The 18720-nt window shown below is 68.4% G+C and carries 15 protein-coding genes and 3 pseudogenes; 9 read left to right on the top strand and 9 right to left on the bottom strand.

The annotated features are described in order from the left end of the window. The first annotated feature begins 125 nt into the window (after positions 1-125). Together P2L57_RS07110 and P2L57_RS40130 are read left to right on the top strand one after the other, a co-directional pair. Positions 126-497, top strand: coding sequence for a cupin domain-containing protein (locus P2L57_RS07110; protein ID WP_275810009.1), 372 nt, complete (start codon positions 126-128; stop codon positions 495-497). A gap of 563 nt (positions 498-1060) precedes the next feature. Beyond that, positions 1061-3466, top strand: coding sequence for a helicase-associated domain-containing protein (locus P2L57_RS40130; protein WP_275810006.1), 2406 nt, complete (start codon positions 1061-1063; stop codon positions 3464-3466). Between the two features lie 428 nt (positions 3467-3894). Here P2L57_RS40130 and P2L57_RS40585 read toward each other — a convergent pair. From P2L57_RS40585 to P2L57_RS07090, 3 genes and pseudogenes are all read right to left on the bottom strand, one after another. Then, positions 3895-3978: pseudogene (locus P2L57_RS40585) on the bottom strand (HU family DNA-binding protein); the annotation flags it as partial. A gap of 111 nt (positions 3979-4089) precedes the next feature. Next, on the bottom strand, positions 4090-5994 hold the full coding sequence (locus P2L57_RS07095) for a YncE family protein (protein ID WP_275810003.1): 1905 nt from the start codon (positions 5992-5994) through the stop codon (positions 4090-4092). Between the two features lie 195 nt (positions 5995-6189). Then, on the bottom strand, positions 6190-6645 hold the full coding sequence (locus tag P2L57_RS07090; RefSeq protein WP_275810000.1) for a hypothetical protein: 456 nt from the start codon (positions 6643-6645) through the stop codon (positions 6190-6192). A gap of 1766 nt (positions 6646-8411) precedes the next feature. Between P2L57_RS07090 and P2L57_RS07085 the strand changes: the two genes are divergently transcribed. Together P2L57_RS07085 and P2L57_RS07080 are read left to right on the top strand one after the other, a co-directional pair. Next, complete coding sequence (locus P2L57_RS07085) at positions 8412-8633, top strand: cold-shock protein (RefSeq protein ID WP_275809997.1); 222 nt, start codon at positions 8412-8414, stop codon at positions 8631-8633. Positions 8634-8708: 75 nt separating this feature from the next. Continuing rightward, on the top strand, positions 8709-8864 hold the full coding sequence (locus P2L57_RS07080) for a hypothetical protein (protein WP_275809994.1): 156 nt from the start codon (positions 8709-8711) through the stop codon (positions 8862-8864). A gap of 409 nt (positions 8865-9273) precedes the next feature. Here P2L57_RS07080 and P2L57_RS07075 read toward each other — a convergent pair whose 3' ends face one another. Both P2L57_RS07075 and P2L57_RS07070 read right to left on the bottom strand, forming a co-directional pair. After that, complete coding sequence (locus P2L57_RS07075) at positions 9274-9729, bottom strand: hypothetical protein (protein ID WP_275809992.1); 456 nt, start codon at positions 9727-9729, stop codon at positions 9274-9276. 635 nt (positions 9730-10364) lie between these two features. Beyond that, positions 10365-10727 carry a calcium-binding protein gene (locus P2L57_RS07070; protein ID WP_275809989.1) on the bottom strand — a complete coding sequence of 121 codons (363 nt, stop codon included), beginning with the start codon at positions 10725-10727 and terminating at the stop codon, positions 10365-10367. Positions 10728-10862: 135 nt separating this feature from the next. On the opposite strand from P2L57_RS07070, the gene P2L57_RS40580 reads away from it, so the two are divergent. The 4 genes and pseudogenes from P2L57_RS40580 to P2L57_RS07060 all read left to right on the top strand — a co-directional run bounded on the left by P2L57_RS40580 (position 10863) and on the right by P2L57_RS07060 (position 13896). Next, positions 10863-11672, top strand: a complete 810-nt coding sequence (locus tag P2L57_RS40580) for a hypothetical protein (RefSeq protein ID WP_372515631.1) — start codon at positions 10863-10865, stop codon at positions 11670-11672. Beyond that, positions 11608-12150: pseudogene (locus P2L57_RS41095) on the top strand (SNF2 helicase-associated domain-containing protein); the annotation flags it as partial. The gene P2L57_RS40580 and the pseudogene P2L57_RS41095, both read left to right, overlap by 65 nt. A 61-nt stretch (positions 12151-12211) precedes the next feature. Beyond that, a pseudogene (locus P2L57_RS41090) lies at positions 12212-12676 on the top strand (DEAD/DEAH box helicase); the annotation flags it as partial. After that, a complete protein-coding gene (locus tag P2L57_RS07060; RefSeq protein WP_275809986.1) occupies positions 12673-13896 on the top strand; it encodes an SWIM zinc finger family protein in 1224 nt (407 codons plus the stop codon). The pseudogene P2L57_RS41090 and the gene P2L57_RS07060, both read left to right, overlap by 4 nt. Before the next feature lie 523 nt (positions 13897-14419). Here the strand turns inward: P2L57_RS07060 and P2L57_RS07050 are convergent. After that, on the bottom strand, positions 14420-15007 hold the full coding sequence (locus tag P2L57_RS07050; protein WP_275809983.1) for a TetR/AcrR family transcriptional regulator: 588 nt from the start codon (positions 15005-15007) through the stop codon (positions 14420-14422). Between the two features lie 70 nt (positions 15008-15077). Here P2L57_RS07050 and P2L57_RS07045 point away from each other — a divergent pair, with 70 nt between their 5' ends. Further along, positions 15078-15971 carry an NADP-dependent oxidoreductase gene (locus P2L57_RS07045; protein ID WP_275809980.1) on the top strand — a complete coding sequence of 298 codons (894 nt, stop codon included), beginning with the start codon at positions 15078-15080 and terminating at the stop codon, positions 15969-15971. 443 nt (positions 15972-16414) lie between these two features. On the opposite strand, the gene P2L57_RS07040 is transcribed toward P2L57_RS07045, so the two are convergent. The 3 genes from P2L57_RS07040 to P2L57_RS07030 all read right to left on the bottom strand — a co-directional run bounded on the left by P2L57_RS07040 (position 16415) and on the right by P2L57_RS07030 (position 18710). Continuing rightward, complete coding sequence (locus tag P2L57_RS07040; protein ID WP_275809977.1) at positions 16415-16669, bottom strand: acyl carrier protein; 255 nt, start codon at positions 16667-16669, stop codon at positions 16415-16417. Between the two features lie 171 nt (positions 16670-16840). After that, a complete protein-coding gene (locus tag P2L57_RS07035; protein WP_275809974.1) occupies positions 16841-18223 on the bottom strand; it encodes an FAD-binding oxidoreductase in 1383 nt (460 codons plus the stop codon). Positions 18224-18317: 94 nt separating this feature from the next. Then, positions 18318-18710 (bottom strand): lipocalin-like domain-containing protein, encoded by a 393-nt coding sequence (locus P2L57_RS07030; RefSeq protein ID WP_275809971.1) that lies wholly within the window; start codon positions 18708-18710, stop codon positions 18318-18320. Positions 18711-18720 lie beyond the last annotated feature (10 nt).

Here is an 18720-nt window from a genome sequence, read left to right as displayed (position 1 = left end):
CGCACACATGACAGGAAGTGAGATCCTTTGAGGCCACGGCGCCGACCGACCGTCTTAGGACCGACTGAACGGGCCTGCTGAGACCACCGATGCCCGCCGCATGACACGAGTGACGAGGAGAGTACATGGCCAGGCCAGACATGTCCGTCAACATCGCCGGGAAGCTGGCGAAGGTGACCGAACACTGGTCGCCGAAAACAGTTCTCGAGGTGAACGGCCTCGAATTCAAGGCGGTCAAGGTCAAGGGTGATTTCGTATGGCACAACCACCCCGAGGGTGACGAGCTCTTTCTCGTCGTCAGGGGAGAACTGACCATCGACCTCAAGGACCGCCCGAGTGCGGTGGTGCGGGCCGGGGAAATGTTCGTCGTGCCCCGCGGGCTGTACCACAAGCCGTACGCCGCGCAAGAGTGCGAGATCCTCATCATGGATCCTCCCGGGGTCGTCAACACCGGTGAGGCGTCCAGCGACCTGACCGCCGATGAGGAGTGGTTCTGATCACTCCTCCTCCTGGCGGCCGCACCGATGACAGAGGAGTCGAGCTGTACGCCGGGCATTGGCTCCTCGAAGGGCTCCCATTCGGAGCGAGAGGGTCGCCATAACCACCAAAGAAGTCGCGCCGATCGGCGGCTTCGCAGCTTTGCTGATCCCGCCGAGGACGCACACCCGCGGCCTACATCTCACCGAGAGCGCACATCGCCTCGATCGTGACCCACCCACCGGTACCGGCCGCAGAGTGCAAGTCGCGCCGCCAACCGTGGCGTCGAGTTGTTCGGCGAGGACCTCATCGCCGGGCCAGCCGCGTGCACGCAGCCCGGCCGCGCACCCCACCGCCGCTTCCCGGGCGCGGGGTACGCCCCGGGTGGCGGCAGCGGTCAGTGCATCACCGCACTGCTGCAGCACGCAGCCGCAGTCATGCATGCGCAACAAGGCAAGGAGAGACGGGCCGTCCGCGGTGTGGCAGGCGACGCGGAGCGCCGTGTACGCGTGATCGGTCCAGGCCTACCCGCAGACTCGCTCCCCCGTGCCGGCCCCTGGGCTGTTCCACTACGCTCGGCGCGGTGAAGAGCGCCACCGCCTTGAAGTCCTGGCTCGCCGGCCGCACCCGCGAGCAACTGGCCGAGCTGCTGGAACAGCGGGAACTGCCACAGGCCGCCGCCTACGGCAGGGACGGGCTGGCCACCTTGGGACAGCTCGCCGACCATCTGCTGACCGCCTCTTCCGTCAGCCGCGCGCTGCGTGACGTCAGCCTCGGGGATCTACAGGTGCTGGTCGCGGTGGCACAGCTGGCCGAGCGGGTGCACGGTCCGCTGCCGACCGGCGGGACAGCCGAGCCGGGGCAGTTCGGGTATCCGGCACGAGCCGAGCAGGATCCCGCCGAACGCGCTGTGCCGCGCGAACAGTTGCTGGACTGGCTGGCGGATGGCCCCGAGCAACGGGCGGCCGCGGAGGACGCGTTGGAGCGGCTGACGACGCGGGCCCTGGTCCTGCCCGCGCATGCCGCGAAGGTTTCGGTTCCGATGTTGTTCCATCAGCAGGCTGCCGAACTCCAGGGCCTGGGAGGCCCGGTTGACTCGCTGCTGTCCGCCGCCTTCAACGCCGCGGAGATCCACCGCATCTCGGACGGACTGGGCCTGCCGAAGGCCCGCACTCGCGACGTCGCCAAGCGACAGATCACCGCCCTGCTCAGTGACCCGCAACAGGTACGGGAAGTGGCGGCTGGGGCCCCCGGCGAGGCACGCGAACTGCTGGACAAGCTGGTGGCCGGTCCCGCACGCCTGCGCACCCGCTGCTTCACCACCCAGTACGGCTACTACTCCGGCCCGAACTCCAAGTTCCTCTTCCGGCCCGGGGGTTCCGGCGATCCAGGCACGGACTGGCTGGCCGCACGGGGCCTGGTGGTGCCGGTCGGCACCGACCTGGCGGAACTGCCCTACGAGGTCGGCCGTGCCCTGCGCGACGATGACGCCCGCCCCGCCTTCCAGCCCGCACCGCCACCTGTCACCTCGCTGGTGCCGCTACCGCGCACCGCCGCTGGCGAGGCCCACTCGGCCGCCGCCTCCGCCGCCTCCCGGGTGGAACTGCTGCTGCGCACCACGGCAGCCCAGCCGCTGGCCGTACGCAAGGCCGGCGGGATCGCGGTGCGCGATACCAAACGGCTGGCCAAGGCGATCAGCGCCCCCGAACAACAGACCCGGCTATGGCTGGATCTCGCCGCCAACGCCGACCTGATCGCCCCGCACCGCGACGAGCCATCCCCCGCCCGGGGCCGCAATCGCAGGCCGGGCCCGCCGCCACCCGCCCGGATGCTGCCGACCGACCGCTACGACGACTGGCTGGCCGCATCGCCCGCCGACCGACTGCTACCGCTCCTGGCCACCTGGGCGATCATCCCCGAGGTGTTCAGCTACTGGCCCGACGCGGACGAGACCCCCGTCGCCCTGATCTCCCCCCAGGACCCGGTAGCCGTGCCACTGCGCCACGCGCTGCTGGCCGCCCTGGCACAACTCCCGCCCAGGCACGGTCCCGCCCCCGACTCCGGCGGTACGCCCACCCCGAAGGCGGTGGCCGAACTGCTGGCGTGTGCCGAGTGGTTCCAGCCCGCCATCGCCGGACTCGGCCAGGACGCCGTGGCGCGCGCCCTGGCCACCTTGGACGAAGCCGGACTCCTCGGGGTCGTCGCGCACGGCGCACTCACCCCGGTCGGACACGCAGTGCTCGCACTCTTGAACGCCGGCGCGGCCCGCCACTTCCCCGCCATCCCCGGCGCCGGACCGGACCTGACGAAACACCCTCAACTCGCTGCCGCCGTACAGGCGTTGGCCGAAACCCTGTCCCAGTTGCTGCCCCCGCCGCAGACCACCGCCCGCTTCCAAGCCGACCTGACCGTCACCGTCACCGGCGCGGCCTCACCCGAACTCACCGAACTGCTGTCCGCCGTCGCGGACCGCGAGTCCGAGGGCCACGCCGTGGTATGGCGGATCAGCCCCGCCACGCTGCGCCGTGCCTTCGACAACGGCCTTGCCGCCGACGACCTTCTGGAACGCCTCGCAGCCGTCTCCGAAGGCGGCGCCACGCTGCCCCAGCCGCTCGAATACACCATCAACGACACCGCCCGCACCCACGGACGGATGCGAGTCGTCCGCTCTGCCTGCTGTATCCGCTCCGATGACGAAACCCTCATCACGGAACTGTCCAAAGCTCGGACCCTGGCCAAACTGGCACTGCGCAAGATCGCCCCGACCGTGCTGATCAGCACCGCCGCCCCCGACACCACCCTGGCCACGCTGCGCACCGCAGGCTACGCACCCGTCCTGGAAGCCGAAACCGGCACCACCATCATCGAACGCGCCCCTGACGAGCGCGCCGCAAGTACCATGCCCTCTCTCGCCCAAGCTCGGCACCACCACGGTCCAGGACCGCAGACCGCCCCCGCACTAGCCGCCAAACTGCTCGCCACCCGGTAACACGCGGCCATCCCCGGCAACCACCCCGGCCCCGTCACGAGCTCTGCTTCCCATCACCGACCATGCCCCGGTAGCCATCCCGGCGCTGCAAAGAGTGACTACCCAGAGGCCGACGTCGAGGCGGTCGCCGTCACGACGATCCCTCGCGTGAGCCCTTCACCGGTTCGGAGGGCCTGCCTGCCATCCGCGGCGGTACGGCCCCGTGCGGGTAGTGCAGCTGACAGCACCGGAACCGAGGCCCCGTCTTGAAGCTCCCCGCCTGGACGGACGCAGATGCCCGCCCGGACGCGGAGAAGCTCGTCGCAGACCTGCGCGTGGTGGGCTGTTCCCCGTCGACCGCCGTATCGATAAGCCGTGACGCTCTCGGTCAACGGCCAGGCCGACCGCCCCCGCAGACTTCGCGGCAGCCGGCCCCGGACCGAACGCCCTTACGCACCCTTGGCGGCTTCCTTGAGCTTGGAGCCCGCGGAGACCTTCACGCTGTAGCCGGCGGGGATGTCGATCGGGTCGCCCTGCGACGATATGGCACAGGCGGGCATGAGCAATCCTTCGATCACGTGAGCCTCGGCAACCCACATGATCAAGGCATCCATGCCCGCCCACCCACGAAAGAACGCCCTACGCTACGACTTTGCCGAGGCAGCGGGCAGCACGCCGGAGATCCGCAACAGCTTGCCCTGCCGGTTGCTGACGTAGATCCAGCCGTTGTCGCGGTCCAGCCCGACGCCGCAGACCGTGCCGAGACCGTCGGCCACCACGCGCTGACGGCCCTTGGCCTCGCCGTCAGCCACGTCGACCTCTTGCAGCTTGCCGCCTGAGTCGGAGACGTATGCGTTGACCGCGCCATCCAGCGCTACGCGGACGGTTTTCCCGAGATTGGTGGCCACGACCTGCGGGGTGCCGCCATCCGCCGTCAGGTCGACCTCGTACAGCCCGCCGCGGTCATACTGGCCGACGTACGCCTTGCCTCCGTTCAGCGCTACTCCGGCGGCCCTCGGCACGTCCCAGGTGCGCTGCTTCTCCGCCGGTTCGCTGTTCAGGTCGAACTCGATCAGCTTCCCGCTTTCGACGTCGGTGACATAGGCCTTGTTGCCCGGCAGGTCCAGCGCGACGCCGTACGCGTACATGCCCTTGGCGACCGTGACCGGGGAGGTGGAGCGGTCGGACAGGTTCACCGTGAACAGGCGCTGGCCGCTGTAGTCGGCGACGTAGGCCTTGTTGCCCGGCAGGTCCAGCGCCACATCGTTGACTTGGCCCAACTTCTCCAGGACCCAGTCCGTGCCGCCGCTGGCGAGATCCACCTTGTACAGTTTGCCGCCGTTGTACCGGTCGGTGACGTACGCCTTCTGGTTCACCAGGTCCAGCGCGAGGCCATCGGCCGTCCCGAACCCGGCGGCGAGCTCGAAGGGAGCCTTTTTCGAGCTCTTTTGCTCTTCGCCGCCACCCTTGTAAAGAGGGTGATTCTTCATATCGAAATTAAGTTTTTCAAGCTCGAATACCTCGTGCACCCCGGCGAGGGTAGAAACGACCTCGGCTTCCCCCTTTTGCATAAACGGCTTGCCCTCATCGGTCAAGTCGAAAGTCTCCGCCGCAGTACCAGTCTCACCGAGTTTCCATGCAATCACCTGGGAGTATTTCGGTTCCTGGGCCTGTGGGCCGTCCGGGCGGGTCTCCTTGACCTCTACTGGCTCGGGGTAATACAAGGCGACCCACCCACCAAAGGAGACAGGGAATTCGTAGTCGAACCTCCTCACCTGACGTCGCTGCGTGGCCAGGACATCTACCCGGCTGCCAACTTCACCGTTCAGCGTAGACGATGTTTTGAACGAAGTGGTCAACGAACCACTGACAGAAGCAGTGATCCCAAGCATCAGCTGTGCCGATAATTCCCCGGTGCCCGTGGCGGTACTCGTGGCTGTTGTCGTACTCGTCGTTTGTGACTGAGACTCGACGTCAACGCCCTGATTGTCTTTGCTGTTCTTCAGGGTGGTCTTCTGAGATTGGTTCATCGCCATGCTCTTTTGCAGTTGCTGCTGCAGTGACGCGATGGCTTTTGCCCCGAAAGTGAGCTGTACCTGCCCCTGGAGCGACCAGCTGATTGTGTTCGAAATCGAGAATTCGACAGTGTGTGACCATGTGGTGGGGGTGGGGTCGGTTCGATTGACGTACGTTTGCTTGGAGATCACGTCAGGCGGGGGCTGTACAATGTCGCCTCGTTCTTCGACAAGCGGTACACCCACCGTCATATAGGCGCGCCACCCGCGCTGGTGTGCCGCATCCTCCCCATCGGGAAAGTCGCCGAATCGCCCCTTGTTCAAAGAAAACCCGGTAGGGGCGACATAGCGGTCCTTTCCGTCTGCTGATTTCTTCTCGGCCTTCCTCTTCAGTTTGTCCTTGTCCCGCTCCAGGATGGCAGCGGCCTTGTCGGCAATTTTGAGCTCCTTCAGGTTTCGCCCGGTCAGTGGGTGGCGCACGAATCGTTCGCCAAGATGAGCTGTACTCACGTTGTTTTTGGTGGCTCCGCCCATGCCGTTCAGCCTCCTTGCGTAGCAGAACTCAACGATTTGTCAGTGATTATTTGTGAGCTGTTTCCAGCCTGGCGTGACCGAATGAGAAGTCGTCAGGCTACCGAGCGGGGCCGTTGCCGCTGCTCAAGGGCCGGATCATAAAACCGGGACTTTTGAACAGCCCGCCGGCCCTCGAGTTGGCTTCCCGATCGGCCCTCACCCCTTGGCCGACCCGCCGTCAGCCCTTTTGGCGTTTTTCGCCAATTTATAGTTATCCTTTCCCAATCCTTCTCGCTCTTCGTCGCTGATCTTTGGCCGGTCGTCGTCCCTGATCTCCACCTCCACCTTTTTGAATGCCTCATCCTTTGCCGAAGATGCCATACCGGATGTCGATTCGGGGTTTTCGCTGGCTTCCCGCTGCTTGGCGGCTACTGTCTGGGTGTTCTTGAATAGGGGGGCGATGAAGTTGTTCATGATATTGAGCGCCTCAGGCGACGTCTCGCGCATAATCTTCGGGTCACGCGCAGCTTCAGGAATGCCGTCGTAGAGCTCCGGATCAACCCCTTCCCGTTCGGGCCGAGCGCCAGGAATTTTTTCAGATACCTTTTGAGCGGACTCTTCGGCGGACTTGGCTTCACTTCCGCCACTGTCGAAGATGTTCTTAAAGGACATGAACTTCCCTCCGGATCCTCTCGGTGGGCGCAAAATCACCCCTCACAAAGAGGATGATTTTTCTCGCCATGATTGAGTTTTTCGCATTCGAAGACATCGCGCACCCCGGCGAGGTGGCAATAATTCCGGCTTCTGCATTTTCGCGTAAACGGCTTGCCTTTGCCGGTCAGGTTGAACTTCTCCTTACTGTTGCCGCCAGTCTCGCCGAGTCTTCACGATCGCCTTATAGTGTTTCGGTTCCTCGGCCTGTGGACCATCTGGGCGGGTCTCCTCGACCCCTACTGGCCCGGGGTAACGCAAAGCGATCCACCCGCCCCAAAGGTGATGAGGATTTCGTAGTCGGACGTCCTCGTCTGACGTCGCTACGTAGCCAGGGCATCTACCGGCTGCCGATAAGCCCGCTAAGACCGTGTCATATTTCGCCAAGACAATCTGTGCACACGTCGCTTTTGCCGTCCAATGCCTTCAGCCTCCTTGCGCCATCCACTGTGTGCACCAGGATCTTCGTGTGCTTGCCTACCCCTCTGGTGATCGATCTATCCAGCTCGGCCCATTTGGGCCACCATGACGGCTGGAAATGATCCCCGGGCGGTTTCCGAATGAACGATGCTCTGAAATGGCCCCGCCTATGACCTGCGAGGACCAGCTTGGAGGGGCCGCTTCAGGACATCATCGAACTGCAGATCGCGTTGAGTCCTGGCCAACACGGCGGTCCCCAATATTGAGCCGAAACTGGTGGGTCTCCTGCTCATTGGACGGGTGTGAGCGTCGAAAGTGGGGACATGCGTCGGCTGGCGCCCACGGCGCAGGAGGATCTGCGGCTGCGGGGCGTTGCGGCGCTGGAGTCGGGGCGAGTTCGGACGTACGGCCAGGCCGCAGAGGTCTTCAGGGTGTCCGAGCGGTCGGTGGGCACCTGGTGGCGCCCCTTCCGGGCGGCCGGCAGGCGGTGCGGCAACCGCGCACCAGATTGGGCGAGTTGCTCGATGCCTCGGCGCGCGGGGCGGCACTTCAGGCGATGACGGAGACTGAACATCCCTTCGCGTCCCAACCGTCACCGCTCCTACCAGCGGCGACGACTTTTCGAGCGGCACAGGCATCCCGTGCGTCAACTGACGCCCCGACCGGCATGATCGGCAAGCCGCGGAGACTCGGCACCACCGAGCTCCGGGGCTTGCGGATCATGCCCTGTCGAGCCCGGCCCCGCCAGCGACGCAGCATGATCACGCGCGACAAGAAGTCGCGGCACCGGGCGCCCGAGCTGGCCGACATGCCGCTCGTCCTGCCGTGACCCGACCGGCTGCTCTGCACCCCGTCACTGGCTCCAGAGCGGGAGACGATCGCGTTCAGCGACAGCGTCAGTGAGGACTCGCAGAACATCGCGCCAACCGTGTCCCTGCTCCAACAGGCGCAGGCCGTCAGCACCGATACCAAGGTGCGCGTACTCCATCCGGACAGGGACGACACTGACGTGCGGGCCGAGGTCGAGCGCATCCTCACCGAGACCGGGCAAGCCCTACCCGACCCGATGCAGGCTCTCCCTCGTCTGACCACTGGAAGGGGGCGCCGTGCCGATCCACCCCGCCATGGCCAAGGACCTGTCGGTCAGGCGTAGCCACCCTGCACGCGGCCGCCGAGGCGTGACTGCCGGGCAGCGGCGACTGTAGCTGAGTTGATGCATTCGCCCAGGGTGCGCACCATGTCTGGCGGGAATGACCCGATGCGACAGTCAACAGTGTGCGCAGGCACCAAAGTTGGGAGGCGAGCGAATGGCTGACAGGGTCAGCGGCGTGGTCCGCTGGTACAACCAAGCCCGGGGCATCGGGTACATCGACGGGGACGACGACCGCGAGGTGAGGGTGGACCGCACGGCCATCGAGGACGGAACCTTTGTCGTCGAGGGTTTGCGGGTGACCTACGTGCCCGTGGAAGACGAAAACGGCTGGCATGCGGAACACCTGACCATCGTCAAGCACTCCCCGGGAACCTGAAGGGTGTCTTTACTGCCGTACAGTGACTGACCAGTGGCTTTGCGAGGGGCCGCGCCCCGGGCATGATCCCGGTTCGTGGGTCTACGGCTGCGGTACTTGATCTTCTGCCGACTGCTGGGCTGGCTGACACTGCTGGGGCGCTCCTCCGCCGCGCACAAGGCCGAGATCCTCGCTCTACGCCATGAGGTCGCTGTACTGCGACGCCAGGTCGGGCGGCCGCGGATGTCATGAGCCGACCGCGCCCTGCTCACCGCTCTCGCGCGGCACCTTCCACGCGCCTTGCGTCGGCACCGGTTGGTCACCCCGGGCACGCTGCTGACCTGGCACCGGCGCCTGGCGCGCTGGACGTGGCGCCAGCCACCGGGCAGGTCCGGCCGACCACCACTACCCGAAGGGATCGTCGCGCTCATCCTGTGCCTGGCCGAGGAGAATCCGACCTGGGGGTACGTAAGGATCCAAGGTGAACTGCGGCGGCCCGGCCACCGGGTCGCCGCCACCACCATCCGCCGCGTGTGCTACGCCGCTCCGGCCTGCCACCCGCACCACAGCGCGCCTCTCTCGTATCGCCAAGCTGCCCTTCTTGAGCAGCAGAGTCCTTCACGCACGTGCGGGCACCTTTTGGGTGCCCGCAGCGGCGTTCCTACCACCAGATGACGAGGTACCCACTGCCGCCGACGTTACCGCCCCTGCCTGGGCTGCCGACACCGTCCGCGACACCGGGCTGGCCGCCGGCGCCGCCGGTGCCACCACCGCCGCCGGCGCTGCTGCCGGGTGGCAGGCCGACGATGCCGCTTACAGCGGCGCTGCCTTGAGTGCCGGAGCCGGGGTTGCCGTCGCGTGTGATACCGCCGGTGCTGCAGGTGCCTGTGCCACCGGTGCCGCTGAGCCCAGTGGCACCAGGCGAGCCGCCTGCTTGGCCGCTCCCGCCGCCGTTGCCGCCCTCGCCGTGGCCACCGCCGGTGGCGCTGAGCAGCACCTTGGAGTCCGGTGCCGCCAGGGATGTGGTGCCTCCGTCGCCGCCAGCGATTCCGTTGTGCCCGACGGTGGCGGTGGCTGTGCCGCCAGCGCCGGAGGCTGCGACTGGGGATACGGTCACGGTGTAGTGGGCCCCGGGTCTGACCTTGATGACGCACCAGGTGAAGCCGCCTGAACCGCCTGAACCGCCGTTACCGCCCGCACCGCCTGCGACGGTGGCGCTGGCTGGGCCGCCTCCCCCGCCGCCTCCGCCTCCACCACCGCCACCCCATGCCTGAACGTTGACCGAGGTGACTCCGTCAGGTGGGGTGAAGATGCCGTTACTGGTGAAATCCTGCAGGCCGTGGGGGACCTTATGGGGTGTTGGATGATGACCGGGCGTCACCTGAGCGGTGGCCGCGGTTGCGGCGAACAGCTGGCCGGTCAGCGCTACCGTCACCGCGACGCAGGCAAGGGGAGCCTTGCGGAACGCCACGGATCGTTCATGGGTTGGGCTCTGACTGTTCATGTGTGTCGCTTTCCGCCCCTGCTACGGCGTAAAGACACAGGGGCATGATGAGTCGTCCGCGGGCCGAACAGCCCGTGGGTCCCCATTCCACCTGAGCCGCGCGCCAGCGCAGTCACGACACGCATCGCACGTAGCAGTCGAATCGGATAATGACACTACCTGGAGTTACTCGTGTCCCGGGTCGCTGCTGAAGGTCACCTCAGACGTCAGGTGCGACGGCTCTCCCGCACGTACTGCGACGCCCCTGGTCACTCGGGTGGCCATGTCCAGCTCGGCCGTGGTCCCGCGGGGAAGGGCGCCAGCCCCAGGTAGCGGCGGTACGCGGCATGGATCCATGCTGCCTCGGTCTGTGGTGGAAACGTGAGGTCGGCCAGAGACACCTCGCCGCCGTTACCAACTCCGCTCTTGCGGCAGCGCGCGGTCACCTCCGCGCGGCCGGACGGCACGCCGATGTGGATCGCTGCGACCGTCTCGCCAAGCAGCTCGGCCTGCGCCGGGACGTCGATGACGTCCTCCAGTACGGTCTCCCATGCGACGGCTTCTTCGTCTTCGCCGTAGGCGTCCGTGAGCACGATCTCGATCACACGGTCCAACTCCGCGTCGTCGGTCACTGAAAACCCCCTGTCCATCGTCTCTCTCGCGGTTGGCGAGTTTGTGGTGGCGCGCTCGCGGGGTGTGATGTGCTTGCCATGAATCGTGACGGCGGTCGGCGCAGGGGCCGTCGGCGTGGAGGAGGGGACGGCCGGATGGCGCGGGTCATCGTCACCGCTCCGGGGCCGAAGGGGCCCGGAGCAGACCCGCTCGCCTCGCCGGAGTCCACGGCCTGGGTCGGCGGCCTGCTGCTCGGCGGCTGGGCCGCGGTCTTCGTGCCGGGGGAGCCCGACCGTACCGGGCGGATGGTGCTGTGGCAGCCCAACGGCGCCCCGTACCAACCGACTTCAGCGCCCCCGGTCGGTATAGAGGCGGCAGAGCTCGAACTGGTCCTGCTCCACGGGCGCGGAGTGCGCCGCCGCACCGTCGCCGGGTACGCGGTACCGCCCGCCCAGGCCCTGGCCGCGCTGGTTCGCGATGAGCCCGCGCATCCTTCCGCGGCCGCTTGGGCCGTCGCCGCCCGTCTCGCCCTGCGCCTGATCGCCCAGGGGCGGCTGTATCCCGCGCTCACCGAGCAGGGGTACGACGCGTGGCGGGCCGGGCCGTACGACGCCGAGAGCCGGCAGGCCGTCATCGCGCTCGCCGCGGCCTTCCCGCCACACGCGCACTGCCTGCCGCTGCCCGGTACGTCACCCCTACGGATCGCTCGCCGAACCCGGGCCGCTCATCCGGGACTTCGTCGATGCCGTCGCGGACACTCTGGCGCGTACCCCCGCAGCCCCGCTCGCGTTCGGTCAACTCCCCTACGTCTGGCGAGCGGTGCGGCCGGTGCCCGCGCTGCGGGACTGGGCCGAGGAGACCGACGCCGGGCTGTCCGCCGCTGTCACGGTCAGCCTGCGCGTGGAGCCGCCGGAGGGCAGACGCCGGCAGTTCCGCGCCGTCGTCCAGTTGCACACCGCCGATGACCCGTCTCTGGTGGTCGAGGCCGCGGATCTGTGGGCCGATCCCGAAGCCGTAGAGCGTCTGCTCGGCGCGCGCGCCGAGACCGAGGCTCTACTGGCTCTGCGCCGCGGCGCCCGGGTCTGGGAGCCACTCGGGCGACTGCTCCAGGAGGCCGCGCCCGACCAGCTGCGGCTGACCGACGACGAAGCACTCGAACTGCTCGGCGACGCCACCGACGCGCTCAGCAGCGCGGGCATCGACGTCCACTGGCCCCGCGAACTCGTCAAAGCCCTCACCGCCCGCGCCGAGATCGGACAGGCAAGTGCCCCCGGCTCCGCCGCCCCCACGCTGCTCGACGTCGACAGCCTGCTCGACTTCCGCTGGCAGATCTCGCTCGGCGACCAACCGCTCACCGAAACCGAGATGGACGCTCTCGCCGACTCGCGCCGCCCTTTGATCCGGCTGCGCGACCAGTGGGTGATAGCCGACCCGAAGCTCGTCGCCCGTGCCAAGCGCCGCCGTATGGAACCGCTCAGCCCCATGGAGGCCCTCACCGCGGCCCTCTCTGGTCTTCACCCAGTACGTCGCCATGGCCAGGCTCATCGAACGCCACCTGGCCGACCAGGGCATGGCGCCGCTCCTGCTGCACGGCGGCACTCCAGTCGCCCGCCGCGAGGAGATGGTCACCGCCTTCCAGTCCGGCACGGCCCCGGTCTTCCTCCTGTCACTCAAAGCCGCGGGCACCGGCCTCAACCTCACCCGCGCCACTCATGTCGTGCACTACGACCGCTGGTGGAACCCCGCCGTCGAGGACCAGGCCACCGACCGGGCCTACCGCATCGGCCAGGACCGCCCCGTACAAGTCCACCGGCTCGTCACCGAAGGCACCGTGGAGGACAGGGTGGTCAGACTCCTCGAAGGAAAACGAGCGCTCGCGGAAGCCGTTGTCGGCTCCGGCGAAGCCGCGCTCACCGAACTCGGCGACGATGAACTCGCCGAACTCGTCGCCCTGCGCAGGCACTCATGAGCCCCTCCCGCCGCTCCCCCACCCGCGGTAAGCGGGCCTTCGCCGCCACCTGGTGGGGCCAGGCCTGGGTCACCGCGCTGGAGGACTCCTCCCTCGACTCCGGGCGTCTGTCCCGCGGCCGCACCTATGCCCGCCAGGGCATGGTCGGCGAGGTCACCATCTCGCCCGGCGCCGTCACAGCACCCGTCCAGGGCAGCAGGCCACGCCCGTACCGGACATCGGTCCGCGTCCCGACACTGACCGACCGCCAGTGGGACACCCTGCTTGGGGCGATCGTCGCCCGCGCCGGGCACGCCGCGGCGCTGCTCGACGGGGAGATGCCACAGGATCTCGTCGACGACGCCCGCAGTGCCGGCGTCCCGCTGCTGCCCCGGCCGACCGAGCTCGATCCCGACTGCTCCTGCCCGGACTGGGGCTACCCCTGCAAGCACGCCGCCGCCCTGTGCTACGCCATCGCCGCCAGCATCGACGCCGACCCCTTCGTCCTGTTCGGCCTGCGCGGCCGTACGAAGGAGAAGGTCTTCGAGGAGCTCCGCCACCGAAGAGGCCGTACGGCAGGCGAACCCGCCCCGCAGACCGCCCCGGCCGGTCTCCCGGCAGCCTCCGCGTACGCCCGCTGGGCGGCAGACCGACCCGAACTGCCCGAACCGCCTGCGCTCACCCCCACCCGGGCACCGGTCCTCCCCCCGGCGCCGCCCCCGGCTTCCGGACTGACCGCCACCGGGCTGCAGCGCCTCGCTGCCGACACCGCCGCCCGCGCCGCCCGGCTGCTGGCCGGTGACACCGCGTCTCTGGAACTCACCCAGCACCAGGACGCGCTGCGCCTGGCCGCGAGCCACAATGACCCCGAGTGGTTCCACGGCATCCGGACCAGTACGGGGGTCCGCCCGGCCGAACTCTCCCGTCTCACCCGCGCCTGGCGACATGGCGGCGCCGCGGGTGTCACAGCGGCCGAGGAACCCTTCACCCCCGAACCCGCCACGATGGCCGCAGCCCGGACCGCGGTGGCCCGAGCCCTGCGGGACATGGACGACGACACGGCCGGGCAGCGACTACGGGCCTGGCGCAACCGCCTCACGCTGGAGGGCGCCGGTCTCCAACTCCGCCTCGGCCCGGACGCCCGCTGGACGCTGAGTGGTGGCCGTGCGCCGCCGCCGACCCGGACCCGGCCACGGCCCTCGTTGCGGCTTGGGAAAGGGTCAGCGCCGGTGGACAGTTGACGGCTGAGTCCGCCGGGAGCCCGCCCCGGGAGGGGGTGCGGTCCGCAGCGCACCGGCCGCCACGGCCGTGACCGGGGGAAGGCCACCAACCTGCTGGCTCGACAATCACCCCGCTGGGAACCTGGCACGGCCTCTGGCTACCACCGGTAGTAACGCCCTGGTCGGAGCGGCGGCCGTCGCCTGGCGTGCGGCTCAGGCCATGTCCGCCACAACCCGGTCGCTCGGGTGGCTCGGGTCTTGGACATCCGTGAGGAACGCACCCCGACGCACGTACGGCTTATAGCGCGAACGTGACGGTCTCGTCTGACGCACCGTCACACCCTCCGTACCCGTCCGCGTCGACTGCGCACTGACGCCGTTCGGGGAAGGCCTCATCCCCGTGATGCGAGCGCTGGCGCGCGGGTCCCGAGATTGCCGGACGGCTTCACCGGGGAACCCGTACGCCAATGCTCGCATCCTGCCGCTGCTACGACGGGTTCTCCACAGCCCGACCGGTCCCTGTCCTACCTGGAGGAACAGTTCCTCACGCGCGTTGAGAAGGGCTGGCGACCTCCCAGGCCGCCTCGATCATCCGGAAGATCTCGTTCACCGCGGCCTCCGGATCGGCCGCCTCACGGGCCAGCGAATGGGCGTCGATCACGAACCTCGCGATCGTCCGGCAGGCCGTTGTGGTCTGTGACAGGTCGAGATCGGCGGCGATGGCCGTTGCCAGCGACTCTGCATGGCGCAGCCTCATCGACTCCTCGTACTCCCGCAGGGCAGGTGATTCGTCGACCATGCGCCAGATCGGGGCGGCGCTGTCCACCATGCAATGTCGCACCAGGGCCTGGATCTCGCGGCGCAGCGCAGGGATGAGCGGCTCGTGCGGCGCCCGGCCGGTGACCGCCTGCGTGAGGCGTTGCTCGAAGTCCTCGTCCTGCTCGAACACCAGGGCCTCTTTCGAGGCGAAGTGGGAGAAGAGCGTGGTGACGGCTACGTCGGCCTCAGCGGCCACATCACGGATGCCCACCGCGTCGTACCCGCGTTCCAGGAAGAGCCGCAGGGCGGTGTCAGCGATCTTCTGGCGGGTCGCGGCCTTCTTACGCTCACGGCGTCCGGGCGGCACTGGCATGCCCTAACACTATCAGGTACAAAGCCGGATGGGTTCTCAAACACTAACCGTTAGTGTTACGGTCGACCGCATGAAGAGAGTGAGCTTCGCCGAGTTCGGCGGTCCGGACGTTCTGCAACTGGTAGACGCCGAGGAGCCCCACGCGGGCCCCGGTCAGGTACGCATCGCCGTGCGGGCGGCGGGCGTGAACCCCGTCGACTGGAGGATCCGTGAAGGCCAGTTCCAGAAGGTCCATCCGATCGAGTTGCCCGCCGGAGTCGGGCAGGACGCCTCCGGGGTGGTGGACGAGGTCGGCGAGGGCGTCGAAGGGGTCGAGGTCGGCGACCACGTGTTCGGCGAAGGCTCCAGCACCTATGCCGAGTTCGCCGTGCTGTCGGCCTGGACCCGTATGCCCGAGGGCCTGACCTTCGAAGAGGCGGCCGGGTACCCCTCCGTGGTGGAGACCGCGCTGCGCATCATCCGCGAGGTCGGTGTGCAGGCCGGGCAGACGCTGCTGGTCAGCGGTGCGTCCGGGGGAGTCGGATCGGCGGTGCTGCAGATCGCCCGCGACCGCGGCATCACGGTGATCGGCACGGCTGGGGCCGCGAACCAGGACTATCTGCGTAGCCTGGGTGCCGTCGCCACGACGTACGGCGAGGGCTGGGTCGAGCGGGTGCGGCAGCTCGGCCATGTCGACGCGGCTCTCGATCTGGCCGGCTCGGGCGTGATCCGCGAGCTCGTCGAGCTGACCGGGGATCCGCAGAAGGTGATCTCCATCGCCGATCTCGCTGCGCCGGAGCTCGGTGTCCGATTCTCCGGCGTGGCCGGGAGCATGCCGGAAGCGCTCGCCGAGGCCGCCGGCCTCATCTCGCGGGGAAAACTCCACATCCCGGTCGAGAAGTCGTACACGCTCGCCGAGGCCGCGGCGGCGCACATCGACAGCCATACCGGTCACACGCGCGGGCGCCGGGTCGTGGTCGTCTGAACCGTTTCCTGCGCAGTTGCACGGCCCGGCAAGCTGAATTCCCTGGCGGTGGTGAACGTGCTTCCCGTCCCCGAGGCCGCCGGGCAGGGATGGCTACAGGTCTTCGAGCTGCTGCTCGCAGCATGCGGTTCGCCCGATGACGAGTGTCGATGTGAAGTGCCTGCTCGGACTGGCCTTTTGGGCGCCGTACGGGCATGAGGATGCCGATGCCCGCGCCGATGTAGCCCTTGTCCGCGAGGGTCGGTAGGCCGTCGGCCGCCGCCTTGTCTGCCTGCCGGAACGGGCCCAGTGCCCGGGAGCCCTTCGACGTGCCGATCCGCCGCCGGTGTGCGGCCAGGTGACGGGCGAGGAACGGGAGATCCACCTGAGCCTTCCGTGCGTACCAAGCCACCGCACACCGACTGCGGGCAGGCCGGGGGTGTCCTGCCCGCCGTCGGGGCGGGTCAGGCGTGAGCCGCCAGCTCGCCGGGGACGATGAGGCGGACCAGGTCGTCGACGGTCCGTGCGGCATTGAAGGTGCGCAGGTCGAAGTCGACACCGAGCCGGACCTCCAACTGGGTGAGGGCCTCCAAGGACCTCAGGCTGTCCCAGGCGTGGCTGGCGAGCACCGGGTTGGCGCGCAGATCGTCCACCGGTGTCTCAAGGACCTCGCCGAGGGTTTCCAGCACGGTCAGCCTGGCCGCTGCGAGTTCAATCATGATGACGCCCTGCTTCCTTCGATTTCGACGATGTTGATCCATGCGGGGGTCGGGCAGCATTCGAGAGGCCGAATATGGAGCAAATATAGGAATGGCCGGGAAAACGCGTCGGCCCCGGCCTGTGGAGGCCGGGGCCGGGGTACCGGTAGCCGGGGGATTCGCTACCGGTCGTCAGTTCCCGTCGGCGGGCTTGATGTTGTGGGTGAAGCGGAACAGATTGTCAGGGTCGTGGAGTGCCTTGATGCGTGCCAGCCGCTCGTAGGCGTCCGCGTCGAACAGCTCGCGCACCTGCTCCTCGTTCACGGGAGTGCCGTCGTGGTAGACGAAACCGGGGCTCCGGCCCACGGCCCACTGCTTCATCGCGTCGTAGACCCGCTGGTGGACGGGGCGCACGGAGTCGGCGGGGGCGGGGACTCCCCCGGTCATCACGCGCAGGATGTACTGGGCCTCGCGGCCGCCGACCGCGCTGGGCTGGGCCGGCCGACGGGCGAACGCTCCGCCGAGGTGGCGGATGTCGATGATGCACGGAACGGCCGAGTCCGGGCCCGCGAGGTCCATGAGGGTCTGTAGCGCGGTGGGGTCGAGCTCGCGCAGCAGTACGTTCCCGCCGAAGTAGGCATGCGGGAAATCCGGGTCGTGGTAGACGGAACCGGCTTCCTCGTACGGCATCTCCCTGAGGGTGTCGATGAGGCGCGGCCCGAGTGCGCGCAGCGGCGCCACGAGTCGCTCGCCTTCCGCCGTGTCACCGTTGAAGGCGATGCGGACGTGGGCCACGTACCGGCCCTGCAGTTCCTTGGGGAAGGCCGGGATCGGCGGATAGCCCATCAGCCCGATCGAGGAGGTCAGCTGTTCCGGGACGGTCAGCGTCCACTCCCGATAGGCGCGCAGCACCTCGACGGGGCTGTCCGCCTCGAAGTAGAGCCCTCCGCCGTAGAACCGGGCGACCGGGAACAGGCTGGTCTCGATGGCGGTGACGACGCCGAAGTTCCCGGCGCCGCCGCGCAGCGCCCAGAACAGGTCCGGGTCGGACCCGGCGGTGACGCGGCGCAGCGTGCCGTCGGCGGTGACGAGTTCGATGGCGTGCACGTGATCGGAGGCGTAGCCGAACTCGCGGCCCAGCAGGCCCGTTCCACCGCCGAGCAGATAGCCGACGACCCCCACGTGCGGGGCGGAGCCGTTCAGCGGGGCAAGCCCGTGGCGCGCCGCCTCCCGAATCACCTGCTCCCAGCGCACCCCCGCCTCGCCCCGCACGGTGCGGGCTTCGGCGTTGAGTTCGAGCCCGGCCATCCGCCGGGTGGTGATCAGGACCCCGTCCCCGTCCAGGGCGGTGACGATGCCGTGTCCGGTGGATTGCACGGCGACGGGCAGCCCGCGCTCGGCGGCGAAGCGGACCGCGGCACGCACGTCCTCGGCGCCGGTGGCTCCGACGATGACGGCGGGGCGGTGCTGGAAGCCGGCCTGGAAGCCGGCCCGCTCCTCGTCGTAGCCGTCGCCGCCGGGCTGCAGGACGGGGCCTCGGACCGTGGCGGTCAGCGCTTCCACGTCGACGCTCATCTGCTCGTTTCCTTTCCAGAGGGCGGGTCCTCACCCTGCCCCCGTGTCCATCCGAAGTCCAATGTCGGGGCCACTTGCACATCTGCGGGGTTGCTCAGACGGCGTCGCCGGTGATTCGCCGCCAGCGCGGGACTCGGCGCTGCGGCCGTCCGACCAGCGCTGTGCCGTGCAACACCAGCTCGTCGCGGTCGAGTTCGAGGTCGCGGGACTGCTCCGTACCGAGCCAGCCCGACTCGGGGGCCACGTCGATGGTGTGAACGACGCGGTCACCCTCGCGCCGCCAAGTGCCCGCGTAGCTCATGTAGTTGCCGCGTTCCGGGCGGGCGGGCCCGGTGCGCATCATGGTCACGCAGACGTGGCCGTCGGCCGAGTAGGAGAGCAGTCCCCGCGGCTCGGACCCGAGCGGACCTTCGTGCGACGTCCCCGCGCTGTCGATGTCGTGGAAGGACTCCGGCCGCCATACCCCGACGAGTTCATGTGCCGTCATCGTGTCCCGT

It is taken from the genome of Streptantibioticus ferralitis, from assembly GCF_029223525.1.
In the GTDB taxonomy this organism is placed as follows: Bacteria; Actinomycetota; Actinomycetes; order Streptomycetales; family Streptomycetaceae; genus Streptantibioticus_A; species Streptantibioticus_A ferralitis.
The sequence above is the reverse complement of the archived record's forward strand: the minus strand, read 5'-3'. Positions and strand labels throughout refer to the sequence as shown.

What these genes read in the sequence shown, in the direction of transcription:
- P2L57_RS07110 (WP_275810009.1), top strand. Translation starts at nt 126, where the DNA reads ATGGCCAGGCCAGACATGTCCGTCAACATCGCCGGGAAGCTGGCGAAG.
- P2L57_RS07095 (WP_275810003.1), bottom strand. Translation starts at nt 5,994, where the DNA reads ATGGGCGGAGCCACCAAAAACAACGTGAGTACAGCTCATCTTGGCGAA.
- P2L57_RS07090 (WP_275810000.1), bottom strand. Translation starts at nt 6,645, where the DNA reads ATGTCCTTTAAGAACATCTTCGACAGTGGCGGAAGTGAAGCCAAGTCC.
- P2L57_RS07085 (WP_275809997.1), top strand. Translation starts at nt 8,412, where the DNA reads ATGGCTGACAGGGTCAGCGGCGTGGTCCGCTGGTACAACCAAGCCCGG.
- P2L57_RS40580 (WP_372515631.1), top strand. Translation starts at nt 10,863, where the DNA reads ATGGCGCGGGTCATCGTCACCGCTCCGGGGCCGAAGGGGCCCGGAGCA.
- P2L57_RS07060 (WP_275809986.1), top strand. Translation starts at nt 12,673, where the DNA reads ATGAGCCCCTCCCGCCGCTCCCCCACCCGCGGTAAGCGGGCCTTCGCC.
- P2L57_RS07050 (WP_275809983.1), bottom strand. Translation starts at nt 15,007, where the DNA reads ATGCCAGTGCCGCCCGGACGCCGTGAGCGTAAGAAGGCCGCGACCCGC.
- P2L57_RS07045 (WP_275809980.1), top strand. Translation starts at nt 15,078, where the DNA reads ATGAAGAGAGTGAGCTTCGCCGAGTTCGGCGGTCCGGACGTTCTGCAA.
- P2L57_RS07040 (WP_275809977.1), bottom strand. Translation starts at nt 16,669, where the DNA reads ATGATTGAACTCGCAGCGGCCAGGCTGACCGTGCTGGAAACCCTCGGC.
- P2L57_RS07035 (WP_275809974.1), bottom strand. Translation starts at nt 18,223, where the DNA reads ATGAGCGTCGACGTGGAAGCGCTGACCGCCACGGTCCGAGGCCCCGTC.
- P2L57_RS07030 (WP_275809971.1), bottom strand. Translation starts at nt 18,710, where the DNA reads ATGACGGCACATGAACTCGTCGGGGTATGGCGGCCGGAGTCCTTCCAC.